This is a genomic window from Coriobacteriaceae bacterium (assembly GCA_025757745.1).
Lineage (GTDB): Bacteria > Actinomycetota > Coriobacteriia > Coriobacteriales > Coriobacteriaceae > Collinsella.
In genome coordinates this window covers 1672619-1685368 of the sequence record CP107217.1, presented here as the reverse complement: position 1 = coordinate 1685368, position 12750 = coordinate 1672619, and the positions used below count along the sequence as shown (strand labels likewise).

Genomic DNA, 12750 nt, shown 5'->3' with positions numbered 1-12750 from the left:
GGGAGAGACTGCCAGAGGGCGATCTTTGTGTGCGGCGCCTGTGGGCGGGGCGTGTGCAACATCTGTTCTTGACGTGCATCGCGACGGGCGACCGCCCGCATTAATTGACGGGGTGTACCATGAACGGCAGTTTGTTACTGGCTGTCGAGAGGACGGAAAACTTGGTTCGACGTGGTTCGCATCCGCGACTTTCGGTGATCCTGATTGTTGAGGGTTCGCCCAGTTATACGATGCGTGCTCTCGAGAGCATCCAGAACCAAGACCTCTACGATTTGCAGATTGTCGTCGTTTGCCGCGGCGTGGTAGCTGGTGTGCGTCATTCGCTCGAAGTTGCTGCCGACAGAGATATTCATATTGATTTGATTGATGTTGAGGACCCAGTGCCTGGCGCCTGCCTGCGTGCCGGCTTTGCGGCTTCGCGCGGCTCCCAGATCATTGCGATGAATGCCAATGAGTGGTTTGCGCCGCAGTCCCTTTCGCAGATGGTCGAAAGCTCCTGCGACGCTTCTGCTGACATCGTGTTTCCCTCTGTTTCGCTCGATCGCTACGATGTTCACCGCGAACGTCATTCCCGAGTTTTGGACGCGATATCCGTTTCTGAAGATGAGGACCGGGCGGCTTGCCTGACCCAATTGGTTTCCTGTGGTTTAATCCGACAGACCTCTGGCGTGCTGTATGATCGCGCCCTTTTTGAGGCGTGCCTTGCGCATGGCGATGCGTTTCGCACGGTGTCTTTTTTGACGCTCGCGCTTTCGCAGGCAAAGCGCGTTTCGGGATGTGGCCATGCCCGTTTTCATGCAGTGGCGCCGTCGATTACGGAGACGTTTGACCCCACAATGTTTGCCAGGCTTTCTGATGATATCGGGGCGCTCGACAGGCTTGCCGACTCGCTTGCCGTCGCGGGCGGTGGCGATCAGTTGAAGCTGGTCTGCCAGCGGTATTACTACGCCGGCCTGGTTGCCTGCATCGAAAATTTGTGTCTGAGCCCCCATGGGGTGTCTTCAATAGAGCGTTCGGCCCGTTTGCATGATATGCTCGAAGCGCAGCGTACCCGTCAGATGGTTGCGGCTCTTAAGGGCAATCATCGGGGCTTAGGTCTGCTCTATGGTTCGATAGCTAGTGCCAAGCCTATGCGATGCGCGTTGTATACGCATCTGGTGGCCTTTTTCAATCGTTCGGGCGTCAGGACTGTCTAGTAGCGTGTTTTTCGAAATAAATTGCATGGAATTGTTTCGAAATGCGTTCTTATTCACTAAAACCCTCAAATAGCGCTAAACTATTCAATCACTAAGTGATTGTCTCCACCATCTTTTGGAGTGAGGTTTTGTATGGCCAAAAAACGCAATGGGCGCCAGGATGCCATCAGAGATATTGTTCGCAATAAGGACGTACGTACGCAGCGCGTTTTGGTAGACGAGCTTCGCGCCATGGGTTTCGATTGCACGCAGGCGACCGTTTCGCGCGACATCGCGGACATGGGACTGCGTAAGCTCCCCGAGGGCATCTATGTCCTTGCCGAGGACTTGCATCTGCAGCGCATGGTTTCCGAGTTAGTTACTGGCGTACTGCGCACCGATAATCTGGTTATGATCAAGGTGCAGCCCGGTACGGCTTCTGGTATTGCCGCAGCGGTCGATGCCGCGGAGCTGCCCGACGTGCTTGGCTCGCTTGCCGGCAACGACACGATCTTAGTCATTGCGCAGACGGCCGAGGACGGCGAACGCCTTGAGGCGCTCATCAACAAGCTGAGTAACTCTCACAAGTAGGGGATGCGTGGCACTGCTGCTGTGCCGATTGTTGCTATAGGTAATTGCCGAGGGCGTTGACGAAGGTCAGCGCCCTTTTTGCATACCAGTGCCTGTTGCTCTGTCGGTCCTGTAGCCGGGGCCGTCGTGGCATCTTGTGGTATCTGCCGAAATAAAGAAGCGCCCGAGCAGCGTATATGCTGCTCGGGCGCCTTGGTGTCAGTCGTTTTTTGCGCTTACTGGCCCGTAGAGGGGTCGGGCGTGGGCGTAGGATCGGGGGTAGGCGTAGGATCGGGTGTGGGCGTGGGAGTAGGGGTGGGGGTAGGAGAGCCGCCCTCGCCGCCGCTACCGTCGCCGCCGCCGGTCGTACCGTCTCCGCCGGTGGTACCGTTGCCGCCGGTCGTATCGCCACCCGTGGTCTCGGTCGTCGTGGTGGTAGTCGTCGTGGTGGTTGCTCCCTCGTCTTTGTCGTCTTTGTCGTCTTTGTCCTCCGACTTCTTGGCGTTGCTAGTGCCGTAGAACTTCCAGACGCTATTGTTCTTGTACGTGGGAGCCGTTCCGGTCGAGAATTCCTCGCGCTCGGTGCCCGCAAGAACGGTGTTCATGAACTTCTTAAAGACGGGCAGGTTGGTGCTGTCGCCCAGCAGGTCCGAACCGTACTTTTGGATGGGAATCTCGCCTGCGGAATAACCGGTCCACAGGGCGCATGCCAGTTGCGGCGTGAAGCCGCAGAACCACAGGTTGGTGGTGTTGTCAGTGGTGCCCGTCTTGCCGGCATAGGGCTGGTTGACGCTCAGCGCGCCGGCGGCACCCGTGCCGCTGCCCTGCATGACGCCGGATAGAACGTCGGTAACCGCGGCAGCCTCGCCTTCGGTGAGCACCTGCGTGGGATTGTCAGTGTGCTGGTACAGAACCGAGCCGGTACGCGAGTCGATCTCGGTAATGGCGATGGGCTGACGGTAGTAGCCACCGTTGGCAAACGTTGCGTAGGCAGATGCCATCTCGAGCGGTGAGATGGACCCGGTGCCGAGCGTCATGACGGGAACGTCCTCGATATTGTCCTTGGCGGGATCGATGCCAAGCTTTTTGACGAGCGACATGATCTTGTCATTGCCGATGGCTTCGGCCACCTGAATGTAGCCGGTGTTGGATGAGTATGCCGTTGCCTGTTTAAGCGTGATGTTGCCATAGCTCTGGTTGCCGTAGTTTTGCACCTCGGTCGTGGTGCCCTTGGCCTTGAGCGGCGAGTTGCAGTTGAGGGTGACGTTGGGGTTCATACCGTTTTGGATGGCAGTTGCCAGCGTAAAGGCCTTAAACGTGGAGCCCACGGGGCGCTTTGCCGTAGCGTGGTTCACGTGATTCTCGTCGGCGTTGTAGTCGTAGCCGCCCACCATGCACTTGATGTAGCCGGTCTTGGGGTCAACGACGACCATGCCCATGTCCAGTCCGTCGAGCGAAAGCGTGTCGAGCTGCGAGCGCACGGCCTCCTCGGCCACCTGCTGCATGGTGGGGTCGATGGTGGTCTTGACGGTCAGACCGCCCTTAAAGAGCACGTCGGTGGAGAACTCCTGCTCAAGCAGCTGCTTAACGTAGGCGACAAAGTAGGGCTGAGAGTACACATCGACGCCACTGCCCGAAATCTCGGTCACGTTAAGCGTGATGGGCTCAGCCTGCGCGGCATCGTGCTCTTCCTGCGTGATGTGGCCCAGACGCAGCATGTTGTCCAGAACCTTGTTGCGGCGGGACAGCGCCAAGTCGGGATTAACCGTGGGGTCGTACTGCGAGGGCGAGTTGGGAAGGCCGATCAGCAGCGCGGCCTCGCTCAGGGTGAGGTCGGCGGCGGTTTTGGACAGATAGGTCTCGGCGGCGGCCTCGATGCCATATGCTCCATGGCCGTAGTAGATGGTGTTGAGGTACATCATGAGGATATCGTCTTTGGAGTACATATCCTCCATCTTGATGGCGATATAGGCCTCGCGCACCTTACGCTCGATGGTCGAGTCGAATTGTTCCTCCTGCAAGATGGTGTTGCGAACCAGCTGCTGGGTGATGGTCGATGCGCCCTCGTGGCCGCCGGTGAGGGTTGCCACCGATGCGCGTGCAATGCCCCAGAGGTCGATGCCGCCGTGCTCGTAGAAGCGCTCGTCCTCAACGTCAACGGTGCCCTGCAGCACGTACGGGGACACTTGGTCCTTGGTGATGGACTTGCGGTTTTGCGTGTAGAAACTCGCAATGGTATTGCCGTTGCAGTCGACGATGTCGGTGGGCTCGCTCGCCAGATACGCGTTGGCATCGGTGTAGTCGGGCAGATCGGACAGCCAGCGGTTGACGTTGCCGATCATGCCGATGCCAAACGCTACGCCCGCGATAAGCAGAAAGCCCAAAAACGAGAGCAAGATCATGGGAAGGGCATGCGTCTTGGAGCGACCGCGCCCCTGTCGTTGGCGAGGACCCATATATTGACCTCCAGGTATGTCGTGCCAGGCGGCAGGTATGCTGCCGGGCAGGATGGACATAAGTTATTACACGATAAACCAATCGGGGCACGCGGGGCCTCGTGTATGCTGGTTGGCAGTATTTTTCAGAGTGAAAGCACACCTTGGCAAGGAGTTTACCGATGGCGATTCGGCCGGTGGAACCGAGTGGACAATGCGAAAGCGAGCTGGCGGCGGCTGAAGTGGCGCTGCCCGAGCTGCTGGCGCCTGCTGGCGGACTCGACCAGATGCTCGCGGCGATTGCGGCGGGTGCCGATGCCATCTATGCGGGGCTGGACGGATTCAACGCTCGAGTGAGCGCGCATGGCTTTAGCGATGATGAGTTCGCGCGCGGTTGTGCCGTGGCCCATGCCCATGGCGTGCGTGTGTACGTGACGCTCAACGTGTTCGTGTTCGATGATGAGCTTGCCGACGCCGTGGCGTTGGGGGCGCATGCGCACGCGTTGGGTGCCGATGCGTTGATTGTGGCCGATGCCGGGCTGGCCTGTGCGCTTCGTGCGGCGATTGCGGGGGTCGAGATTCACCTGTCCACCCAAGCGGGCGCTCACAGCGAGGGCGCCGTGCAGTTGGCTGCCAAGGAGTTGGGAGTTGAGCGCGTGACGACTGCGCGCGAGCTGAACGTGGCGGAGATTGGGACGCTTTGCGCTACTGGCGTGCCCATAGAGGTGTTCTGTCACGGTGCTATTTGCATTGGTTATTCAGGCGCGTGTGAGTTTTCGGCCCTGCGGCGCGGACGGTCGGCGATGCGCGGCGACTGCACACAGCCGTGCCGTCTGTCCTATGACTTGGCGGACGAGGCGGGGCAGAGTGTTGTTGCTGTCGAAGGGGACCGCCTGCTTTGTCCGCGTGACTATCTGGGTATCGCGCGCCTGCCGGAGCTTGTTGCCGCCGGCGTGGCATCGCTCAAGATCGAGGGCCGCATGAAGAATCCCGACTACGTCTTTAACGTGGTGAGGGTGTGGCGTCGGGCGCTCGATATGCTGCGCGACGGCACATGGGATGCCGATGCGGTGCCGACGCTTGAGCGCGAGCTGGGGAGGTCGTTCAACCGCGGCTTTACCGATGCGTATCTGCGGGGTCGTTCGGGCGCCGAGCTCATGAGCTTTGAACGCGCGATCAACCAGGGCGTGCGCGTGGGCCACTTGGTGGCGGTGGGTCACGAAGAGGTGACGGTTGAGCTTGATGCCGCCGTGGCGGCGGGCGATACGCTCGAGATCCGATTTTACCCGGGTGCCGACGCGCGTCCCGATGTGCCCAAGCGCTGGCCACAGGTGCCTTGTCCCGTGGATGCCGCTGCGGGAGAGCGCGTCGTTGTCCATTGCAAGCGCAAGGTGGATGCGGGCTGCGAGGTCTATCTGATTCGCAGCGCAGGCGTGCTGGGGCAGACGGCAGCGGTGTTGGAGCGTATGCGGGTCGAGGCAGATACGGTCGCGCCTGTTGAGCGGTCCGTTGAGGTGTTGCCGTTTGAGGGCGTTCTGGCAGATGGTGATGTGCCGACGGAGTTGGCGGAGCCGGGGGAGCCGGCAAAGCGCGAGGATTTTGCTCGTATGGTCTTTGCCTGGGAACTGATGGATGTGGATCCGCGCGATGAGCGGGATCTGTCCGATGCGACGGTGGTGCTCGACGAAGTGTGCCGCGCAGGCGACGCCGAGCGGACTCGGGCGCTTATGCAGCGTGCCGGGCGTGTGGTTTGCCGCAACCTGGGGCAGGTGGCGATGGCCCGCGAGCTGGGCACGGCGTTTGACGTGGCGGCGCCGGTGTTCTGTGCCAATCGGGCCACGCTTGCCTGGCTGCGCGGGCTTGGCGCGGGGTGGGTATACTTGCCTGCCGAGTTGCTCAGCAATGACAGGGAGCGTATTGCCGAGCTGGCTGCTGAACCCGGCGTCTTGGGTCCGTTCGACGCCGACTGTCCCGAGCTTATGGTGTGCGAGCACTGCCTGCTGACCGCCGAGGGCGTCTGCGCCACCGATGCGACGGGGCAGGTCCGTTGCCGCGACTGCTTGCGTCGTCGGCAGGTGCGCTATCTGGTCGAGCGTGACGGTACGCGTCTGCCAGTTGCCATCGACGCATGCGGCAGGACGAGGATTTTCCTGTCGTAGATGCTGCGTCGCGTCAGTTTGTTATCATAAGAGAGTTTATGGACTTCCAGCACCGCCGTTTTCGGCGAGGGTGCTATAGCAAAAGGAGGATACCCAATGCTGTCTGTTGACGAGCAAATGCGTATCATCACCTCGGGCGTCGCGCAGATCGTCCCCGAGGCCGACCTTCGCAAGAAGCTTGAGAAGGGCGAGCCCCTCAACATCAAGCTCGGCGTCGATCCCACCAGCCCCGACCTGCACCTGGGCCACGCCGTGCCGCTGCGCAAGATGCGTCAGTTCCAGGACCTGGGCCACAACGTCACCCTCATCATCGGCAACGGTACCGCGTTGATTGGCGACCCTTCGGGCAAGAATTCCACCCGTCCGCAGCTTTCGCAGGAGCAAATCGAGGCCAATGCCGAGACCTACGTGAGCCAGGCCATGAAGATCCTGGATCCCGAGAAGACCACCATCGTGCACAACGGTGACTGGATCTTGTCGATGGATCTGGCTGGTCTGCTGCAGGTGTGCTCCAAGTTCACCGTCGCCCGTATCCTCGAGCGCGACGACTTTACCAAGCGCTACCAGTCCCAGACGCCGATCGCCCTGCACGAGTTCCTGTACCCCGTGATGCAGGCATACGATTCGGTCATGATCAAGGCCGACGTGGAGATGGGCGGCACCGACCAGCTCTTCAACCTGCTTGCCGGCCGTGAGCTCATGGAGAAGATGGGCATGGAGCCGCAGATCGCGCTCACCATGCCGCTGCTCGAGGGTACCGATGGCGTGCGCAAGATGTCCAAGTCCTATGGCAACTACATCGGCCTGACCGACGCTCCCAAGGATATGTTCGGCAAGACCATGTCTATCCCCGACGAGATGATTGGCAAGTACTATCGTCTGGCCAGTTCGCTCGCCCCGGCCGAGGTCGACAAGATCGACGCCGCCCTGGCCGACGGTTCCGCCGACCCCTACGAGCTCAAGCGCGCTCTGGGCCGCGACCTGTGCGACACCTACCACGGCGCCGGTGCCGGCGACGAGGCTCAGGCCGAGTTCGACCGCGTGTTCAAGGAGGGCCAGCTCGCCGACTTCCCCGAGAAGCATGTTGAGCTGACTGTTAACGACGAGGGCCAGATCTACCTCGCCGGTCTGCTCAAGGACCTGGGCCTTTCGGCCAGCGCCGGCCAGGCCCGTCGCGACATCGACGGCGGCGGCGTCAAGATCAATGGCAAGGCCGTGGCTCCCAAGAGCTACAACATCGACCCCAGCGCCCTCAAGCTGGGCGACACCCTCTCCGTAGGCAAGCGCAAGGGCTTCAAGTTGATTTAGTTACGCGGTTTTACCAAACCGCGTAACGACTCGACGCTGCAAACCCGCCAGAGCGGCAATCTGCCTTTCAACTTCGGCGGCATGACCAGAAGGTCAATGCCGCCTCGTTTCAAGGCACCTTGCTCGCTCTGGCGGGTTTTCGCTCATATGACCCAATCCACTGTCAAGAGCCACAATGGCCCCGCCGACCGCTTGCAATCGGTCGGCGGGGCCTGCCGTTAACCCGTCCCGGTCCGCCCCCGGCATGTCATCGACGCCTTCGGCTCAGTCTCATATCCGCGGATACCGTTCTGTCGGCCCGCACTCCATTCCTTCGGCGGGGTTCCCCAAGTCTGTCGGGGCGTATGCGGAGGGCTCCGCGCGCACAGCGAAATAGGGGGTGTCCCCGAAGGCCGCCCGGCTCGCCGGGACGGGGGCTATGTCTATTCCGCGCCCTCCCGGCACATCATGCCGAGGGCCCAGAGCCACCTCACGAGCTCGGCCGCGGTGGCCGCGTTGGCCTTCGCCTGGGGCATGCCGCGGGCGAGCATCTCCTCGCGCCGCCGCAGGAGCCGCTCGGACCCCTTCCTCCCGTGCATCCTTATCTCGAGGGGCACGCCCGTGTCCCTCGGCATGAGCTTCGGCTGGTGCCGCGCCGCGGCGTAGCACCATGAGCCCTCGACGGCCAGCTTCCTCACGAGCGCGTTGCCCGCACCGCTGATGCCTCCGAGCCGCACGGACTCGCCGCTCGACCTCTGGCTCGGCGCGAGGCCGAAGTAGGCCGTGACCTGCCTTCCGGAACGGAACCTCGTGAAGTCACCGACCTCGGCCGAGAAGGCTGCGGCCAGCGCGAAGGCGCAGCCCTTGATCGACTGGAGGGCGGCCACCTCCGCGGCGATCGGGCTGGCATCCACGGCCGCCCTGTACTCGGAGAGCAGGTCCGCCCGGGCCTCCGCCGCGGCCTCGACCTCGTTCCTCAGGGCGGCGAGCGTCCGGATCCCGCCATCGTCCTCCGGCCTGACCTTGTCGAGCCACCTCAGGAAGTCGTAGGTCCAGTACTTCCTCGGGTTGCCGGCGGGCGTGGTGCCGCCGTAGGCGAACCCTCGCTTTGCGAGGAAGGCGAGCAGCCGCTGCTTGGCGGTCGCCAGGCGCGCGGTCGCCCCGTCGTAGGCGCCGGCGAGGTCCCTGATGCCCTCGACCTCGGGGGAGGGGACCCACACCGGGGAGATGTCGTGGGCGAGTATCGCCTTGGCCATCCTGGCGGCGTCGTTCCTGTCGTTCTTGGAGGCCGAGTCGGCGGCCGACCTGGGGATCTTCGAGACCGCGGCGACGACACACTCGACGCCGAGCCCGGCGAGCTCCCTTTGCGGGGCGAAGCCGAGGTAGCCGCTCTCGTAGGCGGCGAGCGACGGGCCGGGAAACCCGTCCATCCAGGCGGCGATCTCGCCCCAGGGGTTGCCGGGGAATCTCCTCGTCACGGCCTCGCCGGTGTCCGCGTCGAGGGCGCAGACGGTGGTCGACCTCAGGTGGACGTCCATCCCGAACGCGGTAGAATACTTTGGCATGGGAGCCTCCCAACCTCGTTGCGGCGCGGCTGCGCCTATGGCACTTCAACATCATTGTCGCAGCCCCGACCCGCGGTCACGAGCGGGGGCTCCTATCTATTTAGTGCCCTCGGATTGGGTCATAGTGTCTGTCGTTGCCAAAACAGCGGCGTTTTTGTTGTCGGGACGGCAGTTAGTAGTTGTTGGGTAGTCGTTGGGGACGTTCTTGAATGACTAGTCGTTTAAGAACGTCCCCAACGACTACCCAAAGCAGCCTGTCCCCATTGCGCCAAGCGGCGTGTGCCGTTAAGCGGGGAGGCGTATTGCTGACCCATCGTTTGGGCATACAATGGCTATTGGTTTGCTGCGGTGAAGGCCTGTCCGCTCCGCAGCTTTTTTCTACGGTTAAAGGAGTATGTATGTCCGTTGAGGTCATGAGATCTGTGATCGAGGCCGCCGAGGGTCGTGTGCCCGTTGACACGCTGTTTGCCAACGCACAGATTGTCGATGTGTACGGCCAGCGCGTGGCGCCCGGTAGCGTTGCCGTCAAGGATGGCGTGATCGTCGGTGTGCTCTACGATGGTCGCGACGATGCCGCCGGTACGTATGAGGCTGCCGAGGTCATCGATTGCCAGGGCCGCTATCTTGCCCCCGGTTTTATTGACGGACACTTGCATATCGAGTCTTCGAACATCCGCCCTGCCGAGTATGCGCGCATGGCGGCGACGCGCGGTACCACCACTGCCATTGCCGACAGCCACGAGATCGCCAACGTTTCCGGCCTGGACGGCCTGCGCTTTATGATCGAGGACGGCCGTCGCGCGCCCATTTCCATCAAGTACATGATGCCCTCGTGCGTGCCCGCGCTGCCCGATGAGCAAGCAGGCGCTGTGATTACCGCCGCTGACATGCAGGCGTTTTTTGCCGAGCATCCGGGCGATGTCTTTGGCCTGGGCGAGATGATGAACCTGCCGGGCGTCTTTATGGCCGATCCCGAGACCTGCGCTCGAATCGACGCTGCCAACCAGACGCCGTCCAAGCAGGTTGACGGTCACGCGCCGCTCGTTGCCGGCAAGGACCTCAACGCCTATGCCGCAGCAGGTATTATCGCTGACCATGAGTCGACGATTCCCGAGGAGGCACTCGACAAGCTGTCTCGCGGCATGTACGTGATGCTGCGCGAAGGTACGTGCAGCCATGACCTGGCCAACCTGTCGCCGATGCTGCTGGAGAATCCTGCCCGTGCCCGCCGTTGCTGCTTTGCGACTGACGACCGTGCTCCCTCCGACGCGCTTGCGACCGGCATGATCGATAACGCCTGCCGCGTGGCGATTGAGGCCGGTATCGACCCCGTGGTCGCTATCTCTATGGCGTCCCTGTCCACGGCCGAGGCGTTTGGCCTGGACCACGGTTGCCGCGACCCGCACGAGCTGCGTGGCGCCATCGCCCCGGGCAAGCGTGCCGACCTGCTGGTGCTCAATGACCTGACGTTTGCCACGGCTCCGCATCGCGTATATGCCGCCGGTGCCCTGGTGGCGCAGGACGGTACCTTTGTGGGCGAGATTGCACCCGAGATGGCCGAGGTTGCGGCCCTTGCCGATGAGCTGCGCGCCTCCGTTAAGCTGCCGAAGCTTTCGCTCGACGTATTCGACTATGCCTTTAAGCCGGGCGAGGCCGTGATTGACGTGGTGCCGGGTAAGGCCATCACGGGTATGGCTCGCCCCGAGAGCGCCGAGGGCCTGCGTCGCATTATGCTGATCGAGCGCCATGGCCGCGGCGTGTCGTTGCAGGCCGAGGGCGCCGACGGCGATGGCCCCGCTGGCCTGGGCCTGGTCGGCAAGCATATCGGTCGCGGCTGGGTGCGTGGCTTCACCATCACAGGCGGTGCCATCGCCTCGACGATCGGTCACGACTCGCACAACGTATGCGTGGTGGGCGACAATGCCGCCGATATGATGGCTGCCGTCGAGGCCGTGGGCCAGGGCGGTCACGTACTGGTGCGCAACGGCGAGGTCGTGGCGCGCATCCCGCTGGCGCTCGGCGGCCTGATGAGCGAAGGCACGGCCGAGGATGTCGCCGCGCAGCACGACGACTTTATGGTCAAGGCGCGCGCCATGGGTATTGAGCCGCCGCTCGACCCCATCATGGGCATCATCTTCCTGCCCCTGCCGGTTATCCCGACGCTCCGCATCCGCCCCGAGGGCATGTTCGACGTCACAACCTTCACCTACGCCGACTAGTCATCGGGGACGTTCTTAAACGTCTAGTCGCCTGCGACACTCTTTGACGTGTTGCCTGACGCTGCGACCGTGGGACCTCTGACGCGCGTGGGCTATTTGCTAGGTCCTTGTAACGTTTGCGCCCGCGGAGTCTTACCTGAGCTCCCTTTGGGTACGTTGGAATTGGATACACGTTCGATTCCAACAAGTCCGAAGGGAGCTTTTCCATGTTTAAACTGATTGCATCCGATATGGACGGCACGTTGCTTGACGAAAACAGCCAGGTGCCTCCCGAGACCTACGAACTGATTCTGGCGCTACACGAGCATGGCGTGCATTTTGCCGCATCGTCAGGTCGCCGCTACGATCGCCTGTGCGAGTTCTTTGCGCCCGTTCGCGACAAGATGGACTTTGTCGCCGCTAACGGTGCCCAGGTCTACGCCGACGGCAAAATGGTAGACCGTGAGGTGTATTCGCACCTGGCGATTCGAAAGCTCGCCCAAGCAGTCGCGACGTTTCCCAATCTGCATCTTGCGCTCTTTGACCGAACCAAGTCCTTCCTGCTCGATGACGAGTGCAAGTTCGTGCGTGAGGTCGATAAGGACCTTCCCAATGCCGAGCGTATTTGGGAGCTGCCCGATCCCAGCGTAAATATCATCAAGGCGAGTATCTTTTGCGATGACGGTGTCGTTATGGACAGCGCCTACGTGCTACAGCGCGAACTTGGTCAGCTCTTTACTTTTGCGCCTTCGGGCAACGCGTGGATCGATGCTATGCAGCCCGGTGTGTCGAAGGCCTCGGGCATCGCGCAGCTCGCGGAACACTACGGCATTGGACGCGACGAGGTCATGGCGTTTGGCGACTCGATGAACGACTACGAGATCATTCGCTTTGTCGGCACGGGCTGCGCGATGGAAAACGCGCGCCCCGCGCTCAAAGCGGTTGCCGATCGCGTCGTAGGCTGCAACCGCGACCACGCCGTCCAGCAGGAACTTCGCCGTGTTCTGGAGAGCCTCGCCTAATCCGGCAGTTAGGGACGTTCCTTTTAATATGAGCAGGACATTGTCAAGAGGCAAAATCGGGCCTGGCCCCAACGATATGGGGTCAGGCCCTCTCCCTATATCAACCCGTCCGCGGCGACCTCGGCGTGTCTTACCGACGCTCGTCTTTGCAGTTTAATATCCGCCCGTGGCGATCTCTCGCTGGGCAATCCGTTGCTACGGCTGAGGCTTCTACGTCGAACCGACAGTCTGTGCACGCGTGTGGCGCCCTGGGCGCTCGCAGAAAAGGGACCTGAGGTTCGCCTCAACGGCTTCGGATCGAACCGCTTCCGGGGTGACTGGCTTATGTGCGGGGGGCCG

At 61.9% G+C, this 12750-nt stretch carries 8 protein-coding genes; 6 read left to right on the top strand and 2 right to left on the bottom strand.

Translation table 11 applies throughout. From position 1 onward, the window contains the following. Positions 1-119: 119 nt before the first annotated feature. Positions 120-1196, top strand: a complete 1077-nt coding sequence (locus tag OGM60_07250; GenBank protein ID UYI98684.1) for a glycosyltransferase — start codon at positions 120-122, stop codon at positions 1194-1196. 132 nt (positions 1197-1328) lie between these two features. Continuing rightward, a complete protein-coding gene (locus OGM60_07245; protein ID UYI98683.1) occupies positions 1329-1766 on the top strand; it encodes an ArgR family transcriptional regulator in 438 nt (145 codons plus the stop codon). A 215-nt stretch (positions 1767-1981) separates the two neighbouring features. On the opposite strand, the gene OGM60_07240 is transcribed toward OGM60_07245, so the two are convergent. Further along, entirely contained in the window at positions 1982-4201 is a 2220-nt protein-coding gene (locus OGM60_07240) for a PBP1A family penicillin-binding protein (protein ID UYI98682.1), read from the bottom strand. A 161-nt stretch (positions 4202-4362) separates the two neighbouring features. Here OGM60_07240 and OGM60_07235 point away from each other — a divergent pair, with 161 nt between their 5' ends. Together OGM60_07235 and tyrS are read left to right on the top strand one after the other, a co-directional pair. After that, positions 4363-6339, top strand: coding sequence for a U32 family peptidase (locus tag OGM60_07235; protein UYI98681.1), 1977 nt, complete (start codon positions 4363-4365; stop codon positions 6337-6339). 96 nt (positions 6340-6435) lie between these two features. Then, entirely contained in the window at positions 6436-7647 is a 1212-nt protein-coding gene (gene tyrS / locus OGM60_07230; protein ID UYI98680.1) for a tyrosine--tRNA ligase, read from the top strand. Positions 7648-8069: 422 nt separating this feature from the next. Here tyrS and OGM60_07225 read toward each other — a convergent pair whose 3' ends face one another. Then, the gene (locus OGM60_07225) at positions 8070-9191 is read right to left on the bottom strand and encodes an IS110 family transposase (GenBank protein UYI98679.1); all 1122 of its coding nucleotides are present in this window, start codon (positions 9189-9191) and stop codon (positions 8070-8072) included. A gap of 398 nt (positions 9192-9589) precedes the next feature. Here OGM60_07225 and OGM60_07220 point away from each other — a divergent pair, with 398 nt between their 5' ends. Both OGM60_07220 and OGM60_07215 read left to right on the top strand, forming a co-directional pair. Continuing rightward, positions 9590-11410, top strand: coding sequence for an amidohydrolase family protein (locus OGM60_07220; GenBank protein ID UYI98678.1), 1821 nt, complete (start codon positions 9590-9592; stop codon positions 11408-11410). Between the two features lie 206 nt (positions 11411-11616). Then, positions 11617-12411, top strand: a complete 795-nt coding sequence (locus tag OGM60_07215) for a Cof-type HAD-IIB family hydrolase (protein UYI98677.1) — start codon at positions 11617-11619, stop codon at positions 12409-12411. Positions 12412-12750: the final 339 nt, after the last annotated feature.

Coding starts and splice junctions, on each gene's coding strand:
- OGM60_07245 (UYI98683.1), top strand. CDS start 1,329: ATGGCCAAAAAACGCAATGGGCGCCAGGATGCCATCAGAGATATTGTT.
- OGM60_07250 (UYI98684.1), top strand. CDS start 120: ATGAACGGCAGTTTGTTACTGGCTGTCGAGAGGACGGAAAACTTGGTT.
- OGM60_07235 (UYI98681.1), top strand. CDS start 4,363: ATGGCGATTCGGCCGGTGGAACCGAGTGGACAATGCGAAAGCGAGCTG.
- OGM60_07220 (UYI98678.1), top strand. CDS start 9,590: ATGTCCGTTGAGGTCATGAGATCTGTGATCGAGGCCGCCGAGGGTCGT.
- OGM60_07225 (UYI98679.1), bottom strand. CDS start 9,191: ATGCCAAAGTATTCTACCGCGTTCGGGATGGACGTCCACCTGAGGTCG.
- OGM60_07215 (UYI98677.1), top strand. CDS start 11,617: ATGTTTAAACTGATTGCATCCGATATGGACGGCACGTTGCTTGACGAA.
- OGM60_07240 (UYI98682.1), bottom strand. CDS start 4,201: ATGGGTCCTCGCCAACGACAGGGGCGCGGTCGCTCCAAGACGCATGCC.
- tyrS (UYI98680.1), top strand. CDS start 6,436: ATGCTGTCTGTTGACGAGCAAATGCGTATCATCACCTCGGGCGTCGCG.